General features: G+C 70.3%; 22 protein-coding genes and 4 tRNA genes. 21 read left to right on the forward strand and 5 right to left on the reverse strand.

What is annotated here, in order from left to right; genetic code table 11:
• Positions 1–288: 288 nt before the first annotated feature.
• Together htpX and FHX75_RS20040 are read left to right on the forward strand one after the other, a co-directional pair.
• Entirely contained in the window at positions 289–1167 is an 879-nt protein-coding gene (htpX, locus tag FHX75_RS20035; RefSeq protein ID WP_154941794.1) for a zinc metalloprotease HtpX, read from the forward strand.
• A 137-nt stretch (positions 1168–1304) separates the two neighbouring features.
• Positions 1305–2564 (forward strand): MFS transporter, encoded by a 1260-nt coding sequence (locus FHX75_RS20040; protein ID WP_154941795.1) that lies wholly within the window; start codon positions 1305–1307, stop codon positions 2562–2564.
• Between the two features lie 206 nt (positions 2565–2770).
• Here the strand turns inward: FHX75_RS20040 and FHX75_RS20045 are convergent, their stop codons facing one another.
• The 5 genes from FHX75_RS20045 to FHX75_RS20070 all read right to left on the reverse strand — a co-directional run bounded on the left by FHX75_RS20045 (position 2771) and on the right by FHX75_RS20070 (position 7757).
• On the reverse strand, positions 2771–3943 hold the full coding sequence (locus FHX75_RS20045; protein WP_246158235.1) for a low temperature requirement protein A: 1173 nt from the start codon (positions 3941–3943) through the stop codon (positions 2771–2773).
• Between the two features lie 333 nt (positions 3944–4276).
• Positions 4277–4672, reverse strand: a complete 396-nt coding sequence (locus FHX75_RS20050; protein WP_154941797.1) for a hypothetical protein — start codon at positions 4670–4672, stop codon at positions 4277–4279.
• 416 nt (positions 4673–5088) lie between these two features.
• Positions 5089–6666, reverse strand: a complete 1578-nt coding sequence (locus FHX75_RS20055) for a serine/threonine-protein kinase (protein ID WP_154941798.1) — start codon at positions 6664–6666, stop codon at positions 5089–5091.
• Between the two features lie 83 nt (positions 6667–6749).
• Positions 6750–6962: an FIMAH domain-containing protein gene (locus FHX75_RS20060; RefSeq protein ID WP_154941799.1), complete on the reverse strand. Its 213-nt coding sequence runs from the start codon at positions 6960–6962 to the stop codon at positions 6750–6752.
• Between the two features lie 300 nt (positions 6963–7262).
• Positions 7263–7757 carry a YajQ family cyclic di-GMP-binding protein gene (locus FHX75_RS20070; RefSeq protein WP_170285410.1) on the reverse strand — a complete coding sequence of 165 codons (495 nt, stop codon included), beginning with the start codon at positions 7755–7757 and terminating at the stop codon, positions 7263–7265.
• 148 nt (positions 7758–7905) lie between these two features.
• Here FHX75_RS20070 and FHX75_RS20075 point away from each other — a divergent pair.
• The 19 genes from FHX75_RS20075 (at position 7906) to rplL (ending at position 21475) form a co-directional block, all read left to right on the forward strand.
• A tRNA-Tyr gene (locus tag FHX75_RS20075) sits at positions 7906–7989 on the forward strand.
• Between the two features lie 325 nt (positions 7990–8314).
• The gene (locus FHX75_RS20080; protein WP_154941801.1) at positions 8315–8737 is read left to right on the forward strand and encodes a hypothetical protein; all 423 of its coding nucleotides are present in this window, start codon (positions 8315–8317) and stop codon (positions 8735–8737) included.
• Between the two features lie 283 nt (positions 8738–9020).
• A complete protein-coding gene (locus FHX75_RS20085; RefSeq protein ID WP_154941802.1) occupies positions 9021–10217 on the forward strand; it encodes an epoxide hydrolase family protein in 1197 nt (398 codons plus the stop codon).
• Between the two features lie 81 nt (positions 10218–10298).
• The gene (locus FHX75_RS20090; RefSeq protein WP_154941803.1) at positions 10299–10586 is read left to right on the forward strand and encodes a DUF1905 domain-containing protein; all 288 of its coding nucleotides are present in this window, start codon (positions 10299–10301) and stop codon (positions 10584–10586) included.
• 885 nt (positions 10587–11471) lie between these two features.
• On the forward strand, positions 11472–14018 hold the full coding sequence (locus FHX75_RS20095) for a putative bifunctional diguanylate cyclase/phosphodiesterase (protein WP_154941804.1): 2547 nt from the start codon (positions 11472–11474) through the stop codon (positions 14016–14018).
• A gap of 96 nt (positions 14019–14114) precedes the next feature.
• A tRNA-Thr gene (locus FHX75_RS20100) sits at positions 14115–14187 on the forward strand.
• A gap of 26 nt (positions 14188–14213) precedes the next feature.
• Positions 14214–14286: transfer RNA gene (locus FHX75_RS20105), tRNA-Met, on the forward strand.
• Between the two features lie 133 nt (positions 14287–14419).
• Positions 14420–14587 (forward strand): 50S ribosomal protein L33, encoded by a 168-nt coding sequence (gene rpmG, locus FHX75_RS20110; RefSeq protein ID WP_013288652.1) that lies wholly within the window; start codon positions 14420–14422, stop codon positions 14585–14587.
• A gap of 128 nt (positions 14588–14715) precedes the next feature.
• Positions 14716–15162, forward strand: a complete 447-nt coding sequence (locus tag FHX75_RS20115) for a MaoC family dehydratase N-terminal domain-containing protein (protein WP_154941805.1) — start codon at positions 14716–14718, stop codon at positions 15160–15162.
• Between the two features lies 1 nt (position 15163).
• A complete protein-coding gene (locus FHX75_RS20120) occupies positions 15164–15556 on the forward strand; it encodes a MaoC family dehydratase (protein WP_154941806.1) in 393 nt (130 codons plus the stop codon).
• A gap of 127 nt (positions 15557–15683) precedes the next feature.
• Positions 15684–15756 (forward strand) — tRNA-Trp (locus FHX75_RS20125).
• A gap of 212 nt (positions 15757–15968) precedes the next feature.
• A complete protein-coding gene (secE, locus tag FHX75_RS20130) occupies positions 15969–16373 on the forward strand; it encodes a preprotein translocase subunit SecE (protein WP_154941807.1) in 405 nt (134 codons plus the stop codon).
• 38 nt (positions 16374–16411) lie between these two features.
• The gene (gene nusG, locus FHX75_RS20135; RefSeq protein WP_154941808.1) at positions 16412–17134 is read left to right on the forward strand and encodes a transcription termination/antitermination protein NusG; all 723 of its coding nucleotides are present in this window, start codon (positions 16412–16414) and stop codon (positions 17132–17134) included.
• A 196-nt stretch (positions 17135–17330) separates the two neighbouring features.
• Positions 17331–17762: a 50S ribosomal protein L11 gene (gene rplK / locus FHX75_RS20140; protein ID WP_088960243.1), complete on the forward strand. Its 432-nt coding sequence runs from the start codon at positions 17331–17333 to the stop codon at positions 17760–17762.
• Positions 17763–17845: 83 nt separating this feature from the next.
• Complete coding sequence (gene rplA / locus FHX75_RS20145) at positions 17846–18562, forward strand: 50S ribosomal protein L1 (protein ID WP_154941809.1); 717 nt, start codon at positions 17846–17848, stop codon at positions 18560–18562.
• A 79-nt stretch (positions 18563–18641) separates the two neighbouring features.
• Positions 18642–19457, forward strand: a complete 816-nt coding sequence (locus FHX75_RS20150; RefSeq protein WP_154941810.1) for an ATP-binding cassette domain-containing protein — start codon at positions 18642–18644, stop codon at positions 19455–19457.
• Positions 19454–20143: a hypothetical protein gene (locus FHX75_RS20155; RefSeq protein WP_154941811.1), complete on the forward strand. Its 690-nt coding sequence runs from the start codon at positions 19454–19456 to the stop codon at positions 20141–20143. The genes FHX75_RS20150 and FHX75_RS20155 overlap by 4 nt, the downstream gene beginning before the upstream one ends.
• A 348-nt stretch (positions 20144–20491) precedes the next feature.
• On the forward strand, positions 20492–21037 hold the full coding sequence (gene rplJ / locus FHX75_RS20160; protein ID WP_120729737.1) for a 50S ribosomal protein L10: 546 nt from the start codon (positions 20492–20494) through the stop codon (positions 21035–21037).
• Between the two features lie 54 nt (positions 21038–21091).
• Positions 21092–21475: a 50S ribosomal protein L7/L12 gene (rplL, locus tag FHX75_RS20165; RefSeq protein WP_154941812.1), complete on the forward strand. Its 384-nt coding sequence runs from the start codon at positions 21092–21094 to the stop codon at positions 21473–21475.
• Positions 21476–21492 lie beyond the last annotated feature (17 nt).

A 21492-nucleotide genomic window follows, 5' to 3' on the forward strand; every position in this document is an offset into this window, starting at 1 on the left:
CCTTCGCCCCCGCCACACCCGTCGCGACCTCGCCGGCACCTTTCGCCGCCGCCCGCACAGTTTCGACCTGCTCGCGCCCTCGCCACCCTTGTCGAGCGGTTTGCGGCGAGGCGTGCTGTCCCCGCCGAGGGGTGCCGCGACACGCCGCAGAGCGCGCGCGGTGGCGCTCGCAGCGCGCCCACAGCGACCTCCAGCCAACTCACAGTCATGAGCAGGATGGTTGACGGGTACCGGTGACGTTGGACCGGTCAGCGGGTCCCGCGTGGCCCGCGCACCGAAGGAGCGATCGTGCATCACAACCGTCTGAAGACCGCAGCGCTGCTCGGCCTGTTGACCTCGCTGATCCTCGCGGTCGGCTACTGGTTCGGCGGCAGCGGCGGCCTCGTCATCGCCGTCGTCGTCTCGTTGCTGATGAACGGTGTGTCCTACTTCTTCTCGGACAAGCTGGCGCTGCGCTCGATGCGGGCGCAACCGGTCAGCGAGGCCGAATTCCCCGAGCTGTACCGGATGGTCCGTGAGCTGGCCACCGAGGCGCGGCAGCCGATGCCCCGCCTGTACGTCAGCCCGACCTCGCAGCCCAACGCGTTCGCGACCGGGCGTAACCCGGCCCACGCGGCGGTCTGCGTCACGCAGGGGATCACCGAGATCCTGGACTACCGGGAGCTGCGCGGGGTGATCGGCCACGAGCTGTCGCACGTCTACAACCGGGACATCCTCATCTCCAGCGTGGCGGCCGGCCTGGCCGGCATCATCACCGCGCTGGCCAACATCGCCTGGTTCATCCCGCTGGGCGGTGGCGACGACGAGGACGCCCCGAACCCGGTCGTGCTGCTGCTCACCCTGATCCTCGGCCCGATCGCGGCCACCGTGATCCAGCTGGCGATCAGCCGGAGCCGGGAGTTCCAGGCGGACGCCTCCGGCGCCCAGCTCACCCGGGACCCGCTGGCCCTGGCCAGCGCCCTGAAGAAGATCCACATGGGTACCCAGACGCGTCCGCTGCCCGCGCAGGGCCAGCTGACCAGCACCGCCCACCTGATGATCGACAACCCGTTCAAGCGGGGCGGCGGCATTGCCGCGCTCTTCTCCACCCACCCTCGGATGGAGGAGCGGGTCGCCCGGCTGGAGCAGCTGGCCGCCAACAGCGGCCCGGTGCAGTTCCAGCGCTGACCCACCCCGACACCTCCGCCCGCGTCCGGTCCGGACGCGGGCGGAGTCGTGTGTCCGGGCACAAATCGGTTCCCTCCGGTCCTGCTCGCCGTTAGGGTCGAAACGTCTCTCACCCATTACATCCTCGGAGGTCGACCGTGGCCGCACTGCGCCAGTACCTGGGCGTCTGGCGGATCCCCGGCGCGCCGATGCTGCTGGTCTTCGGCATCATCGGCCGGCTCGGGATCGGCATGACCCCGCTGGCGCTGCTGCTGGTGGTGGAGCAGGTGACCGGGCGGTACTCGCTCGCCGCGGTCGCCGGAGGCGTCTACGCCCTCTCCGGCGCCGCGCTCAGCCCCGTCGCCGGCCGGGTCGCCGACCGGATCGGTCCCACCCGGGTGCTGCTGGCCACCGCCGTCGCCCACCCGCTGGCGCTCTTCGGCCTGCTCTGGGCGAGCCGCGCGGAGGCCGGCGGCCTCGGCCTGATCTACCTGGCCGCGGGGATCGCCGGTGCGACCTACCCGCCGCTGACCGCCGCGATCCGGGGTGCCTGGAACGACCTCACCGGCGCGAACTCCGGGCGGTACCACCTGCGCAACACCGCGCTGGCCGCCGAGACCTCGCTCTTCGAGGTCGTCTTCGTGCTCGGCCCGCTGCTGGTGGCCGGTTTCGTGCTCGTCGCCGACGCCGCTGCCGCGCTGGTCGGCGCCGCCCTGGTCACCCTGGTCGGCACGGCCGCCGTGGCGCTGGGGCGGGTGATGCGCGGCTGGCAGCCGCACCCGCGCGAGCACCACGCCAGGGGCCTGGGCCCGCTGCGGGTGGGCGGCTTCCCCGCGCTGCTGGTCTGCGTCGCCAGCCTCGGCATCGCTTTCGGCGCGGCCGGGGTGATCGTGCCGGCCTTCGCCGGCGACCAGCCCACCGCCGACCCGGAGAGCCTCGCCGGCATCCTGCTCGCCGTCTGGGGTGTCGGCAGCGCGGCCGGTGGTTTCTGGTTCGGCGTACGCAAGCCGTCGGCGAACATGACCCGCCAGTTCGCCTGGCTCCTCGGCGCGGTGGCCGCCAGCTTCGCCGTCTTCGCGGTGATGCCCGGCCCGGCGGCGCTGGGTGTCGCGCTGGTGGTCGGCGGCGCCACCATCGCGCCGGCGCTCACCCTGGAGAACACCCTGGTCGGGCGGATCGCCCCGCCCGGCATGCTGAACGAGGCGTACACCTGGGTGGTGACCATGTCGGTCGCGGCGAGCGCCGCCGGCGGCGCGGTGGCCGGGCTGATCGTCGACCACGCCGGCGGCGTGCCGTGGGCGTTCCTCTTCGCCGGGGCCGCGGTGGCCGTCGGGGCCGCGGTGGCCGCGATGCCCGCCGGGCCGATCGCCCGGGCCGAGGCGACAGCGGTACGCGCCGAGCAACCGAGCCTGGTCTGACCGGCCCCTTGCCGGAAGCGGCGTCGCGGCCGTTCCCCCTGAGAAACGGCCGCGACGGTCTGCCGTCCCCTCATCGGGGTACAGCGTCGGAATGTTTCTCTTCTTCTCGAACCGGGTGGGATGCCTCGGCTCCCTGTTGATCAGCGCGATCCTGACCGTGGTGCTGTTGTTGATCTTCTCGCGCTGAACAACCCGGCGTTGAGGTGTCAGCCAGGTGGTGACGGTGGCTCGGGTGGGCGTCCTCTCGCCCGGGCCGCGTCGGTGATGGCGATCCCTGCCAGGACTGCGGTCGCGGCGAGGGCGGCCAGCAGCGGCGGCGCGAACAGCATCGCCGGTGCCAGGGCGGCCAGCACGAGCACACCGATCGGCCGATTCCGGGACACGCGGCCGAATACCGTGTATTCGAAGCCGGCACGCCCGGCCAGGAACAGCGCGGGTCCGCCGAGGATGACGGCGATCCAGGCCGGTTGCGTGTGCCCGAGTGGATGGGCGATGACGAGTTCGACGCCGACGGCGGTGACGACGATGCCGGCCACCATGAACGGGTTGGAGTATGTCGCCCAGAAGGCGACGCGGGTCGGGTCCGGGGCCGCTGCGGCAGCCTCGGCCAGCAGTTCCCCGGCGCGGTAGATGTAGATCCGCCAGAACAGCACCGTGGTGGCGAACGACACCACGAACGCCGCGCTCCGATCAGCCGCGAAGCCGCTGCCATAAAGGGTCAGACCGGAAACCAGGATCAACTCGCCGAGCACGATGATGAAGAACTGCCGGAATCGATCGGCCAGGTGCTCGCCCAGGGTGCCCAGATCCGACTTGGGTGAGCGACCCAGCCCCGGCGTGGGCCAGCGGAGCACGACCGCCGCGTAGTCCACAGCCACCGCCAGCGTCCACATCGCCCCACGGGCCGCATCGTGCGCGAGCGCCCCAGCGATCCACGGCACCGCGGACATACCGAACCAGAACAGCACCCGGATACTTCTGCTCTGCAACTCGTGGCCACGCAGGGCGAGGACGAGGAAGAGTTGGCGGCCGACATGGATGGCGACGTACGTGCCGGCGAAGACCAGACCCCGCTCGCCGAACGCGTCGGGCACCGCGACCACCATCACCAGGCTGCCGAGCATGGTCACGGTGACCAGCAGCTGTATCGCCGCCCGTTGTGCGTCATACAAGTCGGTTGTCGACGCTGTCATGACCCAGACCCACCACAGGGCCAACAGCAGTACCAGCGTCTGGAAGGCGTCGCTCCACCTGAGATCCTGGATCAGCCCGTGCGAGAGCTGGGCGAGCGCGACGACGAACACCAGGTCGAAGAACAGCTCCAGAAAGTTTGTCCGCGGCTCCTCGGGTCCTCGCAGCAGCTTGGCACCGCTCGTCATCTTCCCGCCCGTTCTGCCGGCTTTGTCGCAGGCTCGGGGCATTCGTACCACGGGGCAGCGCTGGCGAACTCGGATGTGCGGTCATGGCCTGGAAACGGGCGCTCGCGTTACCTGGGCGGGCGTCGAGGCCGGTGAGTCGTCGTCAAGGCGGCCCTTGGCGGGCCGCACGCGCCGCCGCCTGGGCGCGCGCCGGCCGCTGCCGCTGTCGCTCTGCGGCCGTCACGCATGACGCCCGGCGGCTGGCGCGGTGAGCGGGGGCGCGGCGTGGGGGAGCGGACGTCGGCTTGCCCGGTCATCGCCGTGGACGACCCGAACTCAGCCTTCAGATCGAGCTCATGGATGCATCCTGCCGGGCGAGTCGAGAACGGCTTCTGCCAGGTCCGCCGGGAACATTCGCTTGATGCTCGCGGCGTACTCGCTCCCGTCCAAGGGTCGGCTCACCTGGTCACCATCTACCCGCACCGGCAAGGAGACACCCGAGGTAACCCCCGCCTCCGGTGCACTTTCGCACAGCGCCCAGGCGAACGACGAGGAACCGTCCCGTCCAAGCAGTCGAACGGTGCAGGTACCCGGACCGCTGAGCAACTTGCCGGGCAAGAGCGAGGCGAGCCGCTCTTCCTCAACCTGGACAGCAGCGGTGCCGCGGTCGGGCAATACGTACTCCGGCTCAGAACAGCCAGCGAGTAGCACGACCGCCATGGCGAGCCAAGCGGCGAACCGGCGAGTCACCCACCGATCGTCGCACGTTCCATGGCTGGGCAGGTTCCCTGAAACTGCGCCGAGGACCTGCGGTCGGGTTCGAATGGAGCGCCAGTGCCTACCCTTGGCCGCCTGGCGACAGGTGGGACGCACATGTAGCGGATCAGGCCTCCGTGTGGATCGCGATAGTCCTTGGTGGCTGACGTCGCCACTGTCCCCCGTGGGGATGCCGGCCGTCACGCTGATGTTCACGTGCCGCACGACACGGTCTGTCTCCGTAGCGAGTCCGCTCACGATGACGACAACGCCAACCTCTTCCTGCCGCTCCGGCAGCAGGCCGCTGCCGTCATCCAGATCCGGTTCCCGGGCAGGCGGCGGCAGAGCTGGTTCCGCACGCCGTCGACGCGGCTCACGTCTAGGCGGTAGTCAGGCCGTACGGTGGGAATCTAGTCGTCGTCTTTTTCCTCGTTTTTCTTTTCCTCGTCCTTCTTTTCCTCGTCCTTCTTCTCGTCGTCCTTACCCTCACCTGGGGGCGAAACGGGCCGGACGGTCTGGCCGGCGACGGAGAAATTCGACCGGCAGACGGTCTCGTTGATCGTGAAGGTGGTGGGAAGGGAGTTCACCCCTTGGTAGGTCCCGTCCAAGCGAGCGGTGAAGGACTTCTTCGCAGCCAGTGCATCGCCTCGCACCTCCACCGAACGGCCCTTCTGTTTCCATGCACCTGGAGAGCCGCGCAGAAGCCGCTGCTCGCCTGGAAGGTCGAAGGTCAGCCGCCAGGTGTTGACGGCAGTGGCTCCGGTGTTGGAGATGCTGACAGTGCTGGAGAAACGGCCGTTGACGGCCCGCCGGACGGTGTACTGGACATTGCACGCTGGTTTACGCTCGCCCATTCCGACGACGGCACTGGGCGTGCCGGCCAGGGCCTCATCCTCTCCCTGACCTGCTGTGTGATTCAGCCAAGCGGTAGCGAATACGCCCGGGACCAGCAGGGCAGCAGCGCCAGTGGCCGCGACCCGGCGACGTCTGCTCGGCAACAGTTGTCGCCAGCGGGCGGCAAGCTGCTCGTACGGGCCTGGTGTCAGCAGCCCAACCGCGATCTTGGTCAGGTTGCCGGCACCGCCGGTCGTCCGGCCCGATACAGCGACCTTCGTCGGACCTGCCTTGGCCGTGGCCTCCTGTTGGGGCAGCACGAGCGTGGTGGCCGAGAGCCCAGCAACGTCGCCGAGGACCATGGCGACCTCGGCCGCGTCTGGCCGCTGGGCAGGCTCCTTACCGAGGCACTGCCGACACAACTCCGTCACCTCGGGCGGGAGTTCCTCGATGGGCGGCAAGGCGGCCGGCTCCTGATACCGGTGCGCGACCAGCATCTGGGTCGTGCTGGAGGCGTGCCACGGCAGCGTCCCCGCCAGTGCCCGATACAGCAACAGACCCAGCGCATACACGTCCGTCGCCGGCTGCACCAACCCCATCTGCAGCCGTTCGGGAGCCAGGTAGGCCGGTGTACCGAGCAGCGGCCCGGCCGAACCATCCGCGTCGCCGGAAGCGGCCGAGAGCCCGAAGTCCACCAACTTGGCCCCTGCCGCGGTCACCATCACGTTGCCGGGTTTGACATCACGATGAACGACGCCGCGGTCATGGGCCGCCGCCAGCGCGGCGGCGACCTGGGCGCAGATCAGCACGGCCAGTCGCCACGGCAGCGCGCCGCCGGTCAGCAGCTGTGCCAGCGAGCGGCCTTCAACGACCTCCATGACGACATAGGGCAGCCGATGCCCGGCGCCGTCGGCCGCCTCGCCGTAGTCGTAGACCTCCACGATGTTCGGGTGGCGCAACCGCGCCGCCGAACGAGCTTCCAGCCGGACACGCTGCAGTAGTTGCGGGTCGGCGGCCAGCTCCGGCGAGAGCATCTTGACCGCGACGTCCCGTCCGAGCACCTCGTCGTGGGCCCGCCAGACGACCGACATGCCGCCCGCGCCCAGGCGGTCCACCAGCCGGTACCGGCCGTTGAGCAGATGCCCGCTCTCCATGACGGTAGCGGTGCCCAGGCGGGCGCCGGACGAAACAGTGACCCGACGTGTCCGTGCGGCGCCGGCTCGACCAGCAGGAGGGATCAGCGGCTGGGCAGGACTGGCACGAGTTGTGCCAGCCCAGCGGCGAGAGTCTGGTAGCCGGCCTCGGAGATCTTGTCTTGCTCCCGCAGGCTGGCGACCTTTTCGCCGGACTCAGCTAGCTCTTCCCGGGCCTTGTCGCCCTCCCCGGCAGCCTGCTTCTCGGCGGCTTCCCGCAGTCGCTTTGTCAGCTCCTCAGCGGCCTTCGGAGTCAACTGCGCGCTCCTCCACCGCGCCGCGCCTGCACCGCCCTTCCCATCGGCGTGGGAGACGGGACGGGCGTTACACCTGAGTCGTTGCCTCTGCACCTGATTGAAGGCGCTCGTAGTGGCGCAGCGTCTGCAAGTTGACGCCGGCCGCGTCGGCCAGCTGGCCGTTGCGTAGCCCCGATCCGGTCATTTCTGGCCCCGGACAGACGTCGGACGAAGGCCAACCAATGATGACCATCGGCGACGACGGTTTGCGCAGGTAGCGCAACGTGGCCCCAGACGGTGACCCGCGGTGCAGAGAGCGCCTTACCGGTAGTTGGTGAACTGCAGGGCCACGCCGAAGTCCTCGCCCTTGAGCAGTGCGATGACGGCCTGGAGGTCGTCCTTCTTCTTGCCGGTGACCCGGAGCTGGTCGCCCTGGATCTGGGCCTGGACGCCCTTCGGGCCCTCGTCGCGGATCTTCTTGCTGATCGCCTTGGCCTTGTCCGTGTCGATGCCCTGGATGACCTTGGCGTCGATCTTGAAGACCTTGCCCGAGGCGCGGGGGTCGCCGGCGTCCAGCGACTTCAGCGAGATGTTCCGCTTGATCAGCTTCTCCTTGAAGACGTCCAGCGCGGCGCTGACCCGTTCCTCGGTCTCCGCCTGCAGGCTGATCGCCTCCTCGCCGGACCAGGAGATCTCCGCGCCGGTGCCGCGGAAGTCGAACCGCTGCGCGAGCTCCTTCTCCGCCTGACGGAGGGCGTTGTCGACCTCCTGGCGATCGACCTTGCTCACGATGTCGAACGACGGGTTCGCTGCCATGCTCATGCTCCTGCTGTCCGGCGGTCTGTCACGTACCGTCGCCCACTGACCAGCGGCACGACCCCCTGACCGTACCCGGTTGCGACGGCCCCGGGGGCAACCGCTATCCTTGGCGTCGCTGCCGCGCGCGAGTGCGGTGGTATGCCCTGGCGGGTTGCCCGAGCGGCCAATGGGAGCGGACTGTAAATCCGTCGCGAAAGCTACAGAGGTTCGAATCCTCTACCCGCCACCAGGGATCGGCAAGGCCTCTGACCTGCGGAAACGCCGGTTGGGGGCCTTCGTCGTCTCCTGTTGCTGTTGACCGCCGTTGGCCCTGACCAGCCAGCCGATCGGGCACGCAACGGGCACGGTGACCAGTCCAGCCGAGCAACGGTGGCACTGGGCGCCGCGACAGCCGTTCGGCAACGTCCGCCTCGCCCTGGTCCCCGCGCTCACGGCAACTGAATCGGTCCGGGCTGGTCCGGCTTCGTTCGCCCCGGTTGCTCCCGGCCGTGGCTCCCTGATTGTCAGGTTGGGTGCTGAGGCGACTGCCGCAGGAACACCTACAGTGCAGGACCGTGGATCTCACTGACTGCTTGGAGCGGGTGCTCGAACTGAGGAACGCACCGCTACCGCGCGCCGACGCCGCTGTGTCGACGCAGGGCGGGCCCGGCTACCTGGTCCTGTACCTCAGCACGAGTGAGGCTTTCTGGGAGGACCGGTCGCAGGCCAACGAGGTCTGGGACCAGTTTTCACAAGACTGCGTGGGGCTCACGGAGGCACTTGGCGGAGTGTGGGGGCCGGCGGAAAGTGTTGATCTGAGTCCGGTCCTTGATCGCGCGATGCAGGGAGAGGCCGTCCCGGCGCTTGCCGGCCTCCTCTCGAACTTCGTGCCGTCCGTGTCTGCCTGGCGCTTTGAGGACCGCAGTGTCTGTGTCGGCGTCGGTCAGTGGGATACGGAACTGCCAGTCGTGCTGGTGGCCGCAGCAGGTGAACTGTAGTCAGCGTGCCTGTTGGTAGGGATCTCCTCGTCGGGCAGTTGCAGACCGTCCAGCCTCCCCGGACGAGGACAAGGTGGAGCGCCTCACCAGCCGAACGACCTTGGCCCCGTCCGGGGAGGCTGGTAGCCCTTGTGGTGCCCGGCGAGGTGATCCCGGTCCGGGCCGAACCCGAGCGCGAAATCGCGTTCCGGTCCGCCGGTCGCCGGGCCGGTGCGAAGCTGGGCGCGTGCCAGCTCCGCCGGCGCCCCGGCGCCGGTCGACCCGATCCCGGCAGGTGGAGAACATGTCCAACGACAACGAAATCCGCCCCTTCCGGCTCGACACGCCGGAAGAAGCTGTCGCCGACATGCGTCGCCGGATCGCGGCCACCCGCTGGCCCACCCGAGAGCTGGTCGCCGATCGCTCCCAGGGCGTGCAGCTGGCGACGGTCCAGGAGCTGGCCCGCTACTGGACGAATGAGTACGACTGGCGTAGGTGCGAGACGAGACTGAACGCGCTGCCCCAGTTCACGACCGAGATCGACGGGGTCGAGATCCACTTCATCCACGTCAGGTCGCGACATGAGAGTGCCCTGCCGCTGATCATGACCCATGGCTGGCCCGGCTCGGTCATCGAGCTGCTGGAGACCGTCGGCCCGCTGACCGACCCGACCGCTCACGGCGGCACCCCCGACGACGCGTTCCACCTCGTGCTGCCGTCCCTGCCCGGCTACGGCTTCTCGGGCGAGCCGACCGAGCTCGGCTGGGACTCCGGCCGCATCGCACGCGCCTGGGCGGAGCTGATGGACCGCCTCGGCTATCCGCGCTACGTCGCCCAAGGGGGCGACGTGGGCGCCAGCGTCACGGACGCGATGGGCCGCCAAGCACCCGAGGGGCTGCTCGGCATCCACGTCAACCTGCTCGCCGGGGCACTCGGTATCAAGGACAAACTGCCGGCGGAGTCCGCGCAGGAACGCGCGGCGCTCGACGCGCTCAACACGTTCACGACGGACGGCTTCGGCTACTTCCTGGAGCAGTCCACCCGGCCGCAGACGATCGGCTACTCCCTGCTGGATTCACCCGTCGGGCTGGCGGCCTGGATGCTCGACCACGACACGGACAGCTACTACAAGATGTCCCGCGCGTTCGTTGACGGCGAGCCCGCGGGCAATCTCACCCGGGACAACATCGTCGACAACATCACGCTGTACTGGCTGACGGGCACCGGCGCCTCGGCCGCCCGGTGGTACTGGGAATTCGGACGGACCGTGGCCGCAGCCGGTGCGGCCGGCCAGGCTCCTCCGCCGGTCGCGGTTCCGGTCGGCTTCACGACGTTCCCCGGCGAGATCTGGGCTGCCCCGCGCAGCTGGGTCGAGACGGTGTACCCCGGCCTCGCGTACTTCAACGAGGTCGGCAACGGCGGCCACTTCCCCGCCTGGGAGGAGCCGGAGCTCTTCTCCGCCGAGGTGCGGGCCGCGTTCCGGCCACTGCGGAAATCCTGAGCCCGCCCCGGATCGCGTGACCCTCCTGGTCAGTGAACCGCCGGCCCCCCACTCCGCCGGGCGCGCTCCTATCCTGGCCCGATGGAGCTGGAGTTCAGCGGCGAGGTGTGGTTCTGGAAGGGCCCGGCGCCCTGGCACTTCGTCACCGTTCCGGACGAGGAATGCCTGGAGTTGAACGCGACCGCCGCGTCCGTGAGCTACGGCTGGGGCATGGTGCCGGTCACGGCCCGGATCGGGCGGACCCGGTGGACGACGTCGCTGTTCCCCAAGGACGGGCGGTACGTGGTGCCGGTGAAGGCGGGCGTCCGAGCGGCCGAACGGCTCAAGGTCGGAGACCTGGTGACGGTCCAGCTCGTGGTCGGCGGGTGAGCAGCCGGCGCCCCGCTTTCCGGGTGCCGGCCCTGCATCGCCCGCCCCGGCACCCAGCGGAGTGATTGGCCCGAGGCGGCTGGCCTGCAGCGGGCCCGAGGGGCCTGACCTGCGGAGAAGCGGGTTGGTGGCCCTCGTCCGGTCCGCCGCCGCCGACGGGTGAGCGTATTCACGTCGCTTACTGTCGGCTAAGGGCTGGCGCTTCTGCGTCGGGTAGAGCATTCTGACGGTCGTGGATGTGTCGGCGGTCGGCGGAGCGCCGGTCGACCGATTCCTCGCCCGGCTCCACCCGCCGGGCTGCGGCGGCCGGAGGCCGCGACCTCCCAGGGAGGGCTGAGGCCGGTCCGGGCAGTACCGCCGCCTCCGTCGCTTCTGACCGGATCTTCTGACTGGCCGGCTCTCGGGGCAAAGGTCCCACTCGCCGGGGGACGATGGGAATCGCGGCTAAAGACGGAAGACGCGTCATCTGTGCGCTGCTCACGCCCGCAGGTCGCCCCGTCTGGTGACTTGTCGTCGACCGTCCGAACCGGCCGGTACGGCCCACTCCGATGGGCCGTCCGTCCGCTTTGCGGGTCGACCCGCTTGTGGCACGATCGTGGAATCTTCACCTCCGACAACCCTGCCGACAGGAGCACGCGAATGTCTGGTCGAAGGCTGGCCCGGCGGGTCGGCGTGATGCTCATGCTCGTCGCCCTCGCCGCTGGTGTCGGCGCTGGGCTGATCGGCAACGGGCCGGTTCAGATCCGGACCTTTGACTATGTCTGGACGGCCCCGCCGGCTCCGTAGTTCCGTCGGCGCCCGCCCAGGTCTGGGCACAGGCTTGTCGATGGCGACCTGACGCCCATCAGTCCACGGTCCTCGGCACGATGACCGATGAGGAGAGTTATGGCCGACCGTCGGTCGTCATCGGCGGGGGCATCGTCCCCTCGGCGGCCCGCCGAACACGCCTGGTTGGTCACCGGACCGCTGGCCATCGTGGCCATCGTCTTCTCCACCGCGATCGGCCTGGTCACGTCGCCGCCGCTCGGGTCATGGAGCATTGCCGCGGTTCTGCTCACCGTCATGGTGGTGGCGGGCCTGCCGATGCTCAACTTCGTGATCGGCAGGCAGTCCTTCGGGGTGCGGCTCACCGAGATCCCGCTGGTCCTGGCCTTCTATTTCCTGCCGCCACTGATGGTGGTGCTGGCGTACACGCTGGCCACCCTGCTCACCCATCTCCGTTACCGGTTCGGGGTCGCCAAGCTCGCGTTCAACGTGGCCAACGCCTCCGCTGCGGCGTCCTTCGCCGCGCTGGTGCTGCTGGCTCTCCCGCCGATCCGTGGGGTGGGGCCGGGCACCTGGGGCATCCTTTTCGCCTCGGTCAGCACGTTCACGCTGGCCACCCTGTTCGGCGTGGCAGGGGTCATCACGGTCATGCACGGCTGGCAGGCCGGTGCCAAGGTGCTACGGAACGCGCCGTCGACGCTGCCGACCTCCGCGGTCAACGTGGTGGTCGGTCTGGTCGTACTCATCGTGCTGGACACCACCTGGTGGTCGGCGGTCCTCATCGCCGCGCTGGCGGCCGCCGTCGCCCTGGTCTACCGCTCGTACGCCCAGTTCTTCCGGCAGCACCGGACGCTCGGCGGGATGTACGACCTGACCAAGGCGATGACCGCGGAGGGGCAGAGCGGCAACCTGGTGGACGTCCTGCTCGGCCGGATCCGGGCGCTGATGCAGGCCGAGTACGCGACCCTCTGGCTGCCCGCCCAGGGGCGGCATCCGGAGGTCATGTTGACCGCCCGGGTGGACGACTCGGGTCTGCTCGACGTGGCGCCCACTCCCGAGGTGATCCGGGAGGAGACCCGACGGCAGCAGCGGAGCCTGGCGCTCGGCGTACGACTGGGCGGGGACGAGGAGCTGCGGGCGTCGCTGCGCACCACCGGCGTCAAGGACGTCATCGCCGTACCACTGCGTTCCGGGCAGGCCGTCATCGGCACCCTGGAAGTGGCCAACCGGCTCAGCGACGTCGGCCACTTCACCGACAGTGACATCCCCATCTTCGAGACCGTCGCGGCGCACGCCGCGGTCGCCCTGGAGAACTCCCGCCTGGTCGACCGGCTGCGCCACGACGCGTACCACGACGCGCTCACCAAGCTGCCCAACCGCCGCCGGATCACCGGCGCGCTCGACGAGGCGGTCAAGATCCGCGCACCTGGCGAAGTGGTGGCGGTGCTGCTCTTCGATGTGGACGGACTGCGCCAGGTCAACGAGTCCCTCGGTCACGCCGCGGGCGACAAGGTCCTGGTCGAGGTGGCCGAGCGGCTGCGCGCCTGCGCGCCCTCCTCGGCCCTGGTGGGCCGCGCCGGCGGCGACGAGTTCCTGGTCACCCTCCGGCTGGAGAACGCCGAGGCGGCGCTGGAGCTGGCCGCCCAGCTGCGCGAGCAGATCCGCGACGAGATGGTCTTCGACGCCCTCACCCTCGACGTCGACACGGCGGTCGGGGTGGCCGTACACCCGGACCATGGCAGCGACGCCGCGTCGCTGCTGCAACGGGTGGACCTGGCCGCGACGGCGGCCAAGTCGGTCCCGGGCAGCGTGCAGCTCTTCAACCCGGCGTTGGAGTCGCGGTCGCTGCGCCGGCTCGGCCTCGCCGGCGATCTGCGCCGGGCGCTGGACGAGGGCGCGCTGGAGGTCTACTTCCAGCCGAAGGTGACGCTGCGTGACCGACGGTTGGTCGGGGTCGAGTGCCTGGCCCGGTGGGAGCACCCGACGCACGGCACGGTCAGTCCGGAGGACTTCGTCGCGGTGGCCGAGCACACCGGCCAGCTGGGCCGGCTCACCGAGGTGGTGCTGCGGGAGGGGCTGCGGCGCAGCCGGGACTGGAGCCACACCGGCCAGCCGCTCGCCGTCGCGGTCAACCTCGCCGCGCGTACGCTCACCGACCAGCACTTCCCCGACCGGGTGGGCGAGCTGCTGACCGAGTACGGCGTCCCGCCGCAGCGGCTCACTCTCGAGATCCGCGAGTCCGGGGTGCTGGACGGCACCGACCGGCCGATTCCGACCCTGCGTCGGCTGCGGGACCTGGGCGTGCGGCTCTCGGTGGACGACTTCGGCACCGGTGACTCGTCGCTGGCCCACCTGCGCCGGCTGCCGGTGCACGAGGTCAAGGTCGACCGCTCGTTCGTGCAGGGCATGGCGACGGATCCGGGCGACCTGGCGATCGTCAACGCCGTGGTCACGCTCTCCCAGCAGTTCGGTCTCGCCGTGGTGGCCGAGGGCGTGGAGAGCGAGCTGACCTTGGAGCTGCTCCAGGACATCGGCTGCGAGATCGGCCAGGGCTTCCTGTTCAGCCGCCCGCTGCCGTACGAGCGCCTGGAGGCCTGGTTCGGCGCCCAGGTGGACCCGGAGACGATCTCCGCGGGTGAGTCGCCGAGGCTGCGGGTTGTGCCCTGATCTGTGGAAACGCGGGGGAGGGGGATCCGATTTCACCTCGGCGGCGGGGTCATGTACTGTTACCCCTGCGCGACGCCCTCCGGGGTGATCGGGCAGGCCCCCTTAGCTCAGTCGGCAGAGCGTCTCCATGGTAAGGAGAAGGTCTACGGTTCGATTCCGTAAGGGGGCTCAGAGGGTCCGGCTGGACCCGCCTGCGGCGGTGTAGCTCAGATGGCAGAGCAAGCGGCTCATAATCGCTGTGTCGCCGGTTCAAGTCCGGCCACCGCTACTCTCGTCCTCCGGGCTTGGTTCCCGGCGGCCGGTGGGACGGGCGCCACAGGGCGCCCACTTTGCATGTCCGCGCATCGACCGCGTAGGCTGATGCGTCGTAGTTGATACCCCAGCGAGGAAGGCACTCCGCCGTGGCGAAGGCGACCGATGTCCGGCCGAAGATCACTTTGGCGTGTGTGGAGTGCAAGGAGCGCAACTACATCACGCGCAAGAACCGTCGTAACGACCCGGACCGCATCGAGCTGAAGAAGTTCTGCCCCCGGGACGGCAAGCACACGGTCCACCGCGAGACCCGCTGACCTGCGGCCGGCATCGCCGGCCCGGTCCCTGAGCAGTTCCCGGACGCCGATCCGCACGGATGGCGCGGCATTTTCGCCGCCCCTCCCGTACGGATCGGCGTTCGTGCTTTGCGTGTAGGTTCGGCGGCATGTCCCTGGACCCGTCCTTCGTCGGCCGGACGTATCCGCCGACCGCCCCCTATCAGGTGGGCCGAGAAAAGATCCGCGAGTTCGCCGCCGCCATCGGCGCCACCGACCCGGCCCACCACGATCCCGAGGCGGCCCGGGCGCTGGGCCACCCGGACGTGGTCGCCCCGCCGACCTTCCCCTTCGTGATCACCATGGCCGCGAACCGCCAGATCGTCGAGGACCCGGCGCTGGGCGTCGACTACAGCCGGGTGGTGCACGGCGACCAGCGCTTCGCGTACACCCGTCCGGTGGTGGCCGGGGACGAGCTGGTCTGCGTGAACGTCATCGAGGAGGTCACCAACCGGGGCGGGCACGGCTTCCTGACCACCCGCACCGACGTGAGCACCGTCGCCGGCGAGCCGGTGGTCGCGGTCTGGTCCAAGCTCGTCGTACGCGGGGAGGCCTGAGATGGAGCTGCCGACTCAGACGTTCCGGATCACCCGGGCGGACCTGGTCCGTTACGCGGGCGCCTCCGGCGACTTCAACCCGATCCACTGGAGCGACCGGACCGCCACCAAGGTGGGCCTGCCCGGGGTGATCGCGCACGGCATGTTCACCATGGCGCTGGTCGGTCGGGCCGTCACCACCTGGGCGGGGGCACCCGACGCGGTGGTCGACTTCGGCGTCCGGTTCACCCGGCCGGTGGTGGTCCCGGATGACGACCAGGGCACCGAGATCGAGGTCAACGCGGTGGTGAAGGAGGTCACCGAGGAGGGCCTGACCAGGCTCGACGTGACCGCCACCTGCCTGGGGGAGAAGGTCCTCTCGCAGGCCCGGGCGCTCGTCCGGACCACCCGCTGACCGGGGCTGGACAGGTGATGGGCGGTACCGGTTGGGAAAGTCGGGGCACTACCCGTACACTGGTCCGCCGTGGGGCAAGTGACCCCTGCCCGGCCCTCGTGGTCGAGCGGGGCGAGCATCGCCGCACAGGGGTGTAGCTCAATTGGCAGAGCAGCGGTCTCCAAAACCGCAGGCTGCAGGTTCAAGTCCTGTCACCCCTGCGCCTCAGGCCTGACCGTTCCCGTGGGTCGCGCCGCCGACTGGCGGCGTCCGGCCCGTGGTGGTGGCATCGGCGGGGTGGTTCCGAGGCATCGGGCCCCTTCGTCCGGTCCGCCGGCCGCGGCCCGTCGCGGGACGGCTGGTCCGGCCGGCGTGACCAAACGCCGCGTACGCCCATGAGGCGTACGACCGACATCCCGCGACGGAGGGCGAAGTGGCCGAGAGCAAGCGGCGCGGCGAGGACGCCGGCGACGAGGGTCTGCGCGACGAGCGCGACGAGCTCGTCGACGACGTGGCCGCCGACGACGACGCCGCCGGCGCGGACGAGCCGGTCTCCCGGGGCGGCACCGCGACCCGTTCGCGGGCCCGTGCCGGTTCGGCCGACAGCAAGCCGAAGACCCGCACCGACACCGACCGGATCGGGCTGTTCGCCCGCATCGCGCGTTTCTTCCGCGAGGTGGTCGCCGAACTGCGTAAGGTCATCTGGCCGACCCGCAAGGAGCTGCTGACCTACACGGCCGTGGTGGTGACGTTCGTCGCGGTGGTGCTGACGATCGTCGGCCTTCTCGACTACGCCTTCGCGAAGGGCGTGCTGTGGGTCTTCGGCAACCCCAGCTGACCGGCCGACTGAGCCGATAGTGACGGAAGTGAGCGAGCGTGCCTGAGTACGACGAGACCGCCGAGACCACGGACGACCAGTCCGCGGTGGCGACGGCGGCGAGTGACGAGTCGGTCGAGGCCGCCAGCGAGCCGGAATTCCCGACCACCGAGCCGGCCCCGGACGAGGAGTACGACCCGGTCGCCGAGCTGCGCCAGAAGCTGCGGTACGCCCCGGGCGACTGGTACGTGGTGCACTCGTACGCCGGCTACGAGAACAAGGTCAAGACCAACCTCGAGACCCGGATCACCTCCCTCGACATGGAGGACTTCATCTACCAGGTCGAGGTGCCGACCCGGGAAGAGGTCGAGGTCAAGAACGGGAAGCGGTCGCAGGTCCAGGCCAAGGTCTTCCCGGGCTACATCCTGGTCCGGATGGAGCTGACCGCCGAGTCGTACTCCTGCGTGCGCAACACGCCGGGGGTCACCGGCTTCGTCGGTGCCACCGACCGGGCCGACCGGCCGGCGCCGCTGAGCCTCGACGAGGTGCTGAAGTGGCTGGCGCCGGCGGTCGAGACCGAGCAGAAGAAGGCCAAGCCCGAGGTCAAGGTCCTCGACTTCGAGGTCGGCGACTCGGTCACCGTCACCGACGGCGCGTTCGCCTCGCTGCCGGCGACGATCAGTGAGATCAACGCCGACCAGCAGAAGCTCAAGGTGCTGGTGTCGATCTTCGGCCGGGAGACTCCGGTCGAGCTGAACTTCAACCAGGTCGCCAAGATCTGACGTCCGGGTCGCCGGCGGTGGGCACTCGCCCGCCGTCGGCGTACCCGTTTCCGCCCCTCCGTTGGACCTCGACGGACCTCGACGGACGGGGCGGTGCAACGCTGCGCTACCCTAGAACGTCGTCGCTGTCGCATCGCGCTGACCGTGCGCGCCCGCGGCCCGGCACCTTTCCCAGTTCCAAGCCCCAGGAAGTGACATGCCTCCGAAGAAGAAGCTCGTCAAGACGTTCACGCTTCAGCTGAAGGCGGGCCAGGCCACGCCGGCGCCGCCGGTGGGCCCCGCGCTCGGTCAGCACGGCGTGAACATCATGGAGTTCTGCAAGTCCTACAACGCGCAGACCGAGTCCCAGCGGGGCGACATCGTCCCCGCCGAGATCAGCGTGTACGAGGACCGGTCCTTCACCTTCGTCCTGAAGACCCCGCCCGCCGCCCGGCTGCTGCTCAAGGCCGCCGGCGTGGAGAAGGGCTCCGGCGTCCCGCAGAAGGACAAGGTCGGCTCCGTGTCGCAGGCCCAGGTGCGTGAGATCGCCGAGAAGAAGATGGTCGACCTCAACGCCAACGACATCGACCAGGCTGCGAAGATCATCGCCGGCACCGCCCGGTCGATGGGCATCATCGTCAGCGACTGACGTCGCCTGAGCACTCACCCGATCAGTTCGTGGGAGGGCGCGCGATGACCGCGGCCCGCCAGAGACCACAGGAGTAACCAGAAATGCAGCGCAGCAAGAGCTACCGCAAGGCCGCCGACGTCATCGACCGGTCGAAGCTCTACACCCCCGCCGAGGCCGTGAAGCTGGCCAAGGAGACCACCAACGTCAAGTTCGACGCCACGGTCGAGGTCGCCATGCGCCTCGGCGTCGACCCCCGCAAGGCGGACCAGATGGTCCGCGGCACGGTCAACCTGCCGCACGGCACCGGTAAGACCGCCCGCGTGATCGTGTTCGCTGCCGGCGCGAAGGCCGAGGAGGCCGCCGCCGCCGGTGCCGACGAGGTGGGCACGGACGAGCTCGTCGCCCGGATCCAGGGCGGCTGGCTGGACTTCGACGCCGCGATCGCCACCCCCGACCAGATGGCCAAGATCGGCCGGATCGCGCGGATCCTGGGCCCGCGCGGCCTGATGCCGAACCCGAAGACGGGCACGGTGACCATGGACGTCACCAAGGCCGTTCAGGACATCAAGGGCGGCAAGATCACCTTCCGGGTGGACAAGCACTCCAACCTGCACCTGATCATCGGCAAGGCCTCGTTCTCCGAGACCCAGCTGGTGGACAACTACGCCGCCGTCCTCGACGAGGTGCTCCGCGCCAAGCCGTCGGCGGCCAAGGGCACGTACCTCAAGAAGGTCGTCCTCACCACCACCATGGGCCCGGGCGTTCCGGTCGACCCGAAGCTGGTGAAGAACCTGCACGAGGCCCCGGCCGAGGGCTGAGCACGACTCCCGCGCAGGGGCCCCGCCACGACTCGTGGCGGGGCCCCTGCCGTTCGTCCGGCTGTGGCAGGCTCGCGGCATGCTGCTGGAGGACGTCTGGCTCCGGTACCACCGGCGCGGCCCGTGGGTGCTGCGGGCGGCGCAGGCCCGGATCGAGCCCGGTGAGGTGGCGGTCGTGCTCGGCCGCAACGGGGTGGGCAAGTCCACCCTGCTCCAGCTCGCGGCCGGGGTGCTCCGGCCGGGCCGGGGCCGGGTCGTCGACCGGCCCCGCCACGTGGGCTGGGTGCCGGAGCGGTTCCCCGCCGACCAGCCCTTCACCGTGGCGGCCTACCTCACCGCGATGGGTCGGGTCGCCGGGCTGTCCCGGTCCGGGGCGGCGCGGGAGGCCGACCGGTGGACCGAGCGGCTGGGCCTGACCCGGTTCCGGGGCGTGAAGCTGCCCGAGCTGTCCAAGGGCACCGCGCAGAAGGTCGGACTGGCCCAGGCGATGCTCCGCCGGCCCGGCCTGCTGGTGCTCGACGAGCCCTGGGAGGGCCTGGACTCCGCCGCCCGCGAGCTGGTCCCCGCCCTGGTCGACGAGGTGCTGGCGGCCGGCGGGTCGGTGCTGGTCAGCGACCACCGGGGGGAGACCGTCCGGCTGCCGGGCACCCGCCGCTGGACCGTCGCGGACGGCGTGGTGACCGAGGAGACGTCCGCCGGGGCGGAGCCGATGGCCGTGGTCGAGGTCGCCGTGCCGGCCGCGCGGGTGGCCGGCGCCGTCGCCCGGTTGCGCGCCGAGGGCCACCACGTCCTGCGGGTACGCCCCGACGCCGCCCCGCCGGACGCCGGGTCACCCGAGCCGGCGGCGGGAGAGGGCGTCGGAGCGGACGGTTCGGCGCGGGAGGTGTCCCGGTGAGCGCGCTGGTGCGGCTGCGGCTCGCCGGCTTCCTGCGTACCGGGCGGGCGCTGGCGCCGCTGCTGGCCGGCCTGCTCGCCCTCGGCGTCCTGTACGGCGGCGGCCGGGCCCAGCCGGCGGAGGCGTACGGCGTCTCCGCGGTGGTGCTCTTCCCGGTGCTGGCCTGGCAGACCAGGATCCTGCTGGACGTGGAGCCGGACGTGCAGCGCCGGTTGGCCCTGGTCGTGGTCGGCCCGGCCCGGGAGCGCGCGGCCGGCCTGCTGGCGGCGACGGTGGCCGCGCTCGGCACCGTGGCCGTTGCGATGATCTTCCCGTGGCTGGTCGGCGGGGTGACCGGCCCGGTGGGGCCGGGGGACCGGTCGTTGCCGGTGGGTCTCACCCTCGGGCTCTGGGCCCACCTGCTGGCCCTGCCGGCGGCGGTGGCACTCGGCGCCCTGGCCAGCCGGGCGGTCACCGGCAGCGCGGGCTACGGAGTGGCGGTGCTGGCCCTGGGCGCGGTCGGCGCCCTGGTCCTCGGCCTGAGCAGCTCGGTGGCGCCCTGGCTGGCGCCGCCGGTGATGGCGACCGCCCGGGCGGTGACCGGCCCGCTGGCCGGCTCGACGGCGCTGCTGCTCACCGCCGGCGCGCTGGCCTGGGCGGCGGTGGCCCTGGCCGGCTACGTCTGGCGGCGCCGGGTCCGCCCCTGAGCGGGCCGGCCCGCTGGCGGAAGGTGCCGCGCCGGAGTGACCGGGCGCACGTGGGGGGCGATTTGGTGCGCACCGTCGCGTGCCGTAACCTGGTGACGAAGTTCCACCCAGAGACCGCTGGTCACCGTGCTCCGGCACGGTCGAAGGTCCCGCGATGACGGGCGACCCGCGCAGGGCGGCAAGCGAAACTCGGCTCTTCCCGTGGTCCGCCGACCATGGTGATCGTGCCGGCCCTCGCCCCGTGCGCCCTGCGCCGGGGCTTTTCTCGTTGTCGTGATCCTCCGCCGCCGTCCCAGGCCTCCCGGCCTGCCGACGGCGACCAGCCTCGAGCAACGAGAGAGGAGGGACATGGCGGACAAGCCGATCCGGGCCGACAAGGCCACGGCCGTCGCTGAGCTGACCGAGAGCTTCCGTAACGCGGGCGCTGCGGTGCTGACCGAGTACCGTGGTCTGACGGTTTCCCAGCTCACCCAGCTGCGGCGCTCGCTCGGCAAGGAGACCACCTACACGGTCGCGAAGAACACGCTGGCCAAGCGTGCCGCGACCGAGGCGGGCATCTCCGGCCTCGACGAGCTGTTCACCGGTCCTACCGCGCTGACTTTCGTTTCGGGCGACGTCGTCGAGGCGGCGAAGGGGCTTCGCGACTTCGCGAAGGCCAACCCGAAGCTCGTCATCAAGGGCGGTGTCTTCGAGGGCAAGGCCATTTCCGCGGCCGAGGTCACGAAGCTCGCCGACCTGGAGTCCCGTGAGGTGCTGCTGGCCAAGCTGGCCGGCGCGATGAAGGGCAACCTGAGCAAGGCCGCGGCCCTGTTCCAGGCTCCGCTCTCCAAGACCGCCCGTCTGGCGGCCGCCCTGCAGGACAAGCGCGAGAAGGAGGGCGCCGAGGCGGCCTGAGGCCTCCCGGCGCACCCAGTTCTTACCTAACAGATTCAGGAAAGGACGCCAGACATGGCGAAGCTCAGCACCGACGAGCTGCTCGACGCGTTCAAGGAGATGACGCTGATCGAGCTCTCCGAGTTCGTGAAGCAGTTCGAGGAGACCTTCGAGGTCACCGCCGCCGCTCCGGTCGCGGTCGCCGCTGCCGGTGGCGCTGCCGCCCCGGCCGAGGCCGAGCCGGAGAAGGACGAGTTCGACGTCGTCCTCGAGAGCGACGGTGGCAAGAAGATCCAGGTCATCAAGGTCGTGCGTGAGCTGACCGGCCTGGGCCTCAAGGAGGCCAAGGACGTGGTCGAGGCCGCGCCGAAGGCCATCCTTGAGAAGGTCAACAAGGAGACCGCCGAGAAGGCCAAGACCAAGCTCGAGGGCGAGGGCGCCAAGGTCACCCTCAAGTAATTGAGGTACGACCAGGC

The organism is Micromonospora palomenae, from assembly GCF_007829925.1.
Lineage (GTDB): Bacteria > Actinomycetota > Actinomycetes > Mycobacteriales > Micromonosporaceae > Micromonospora > Micromonospora purpureochromogenes.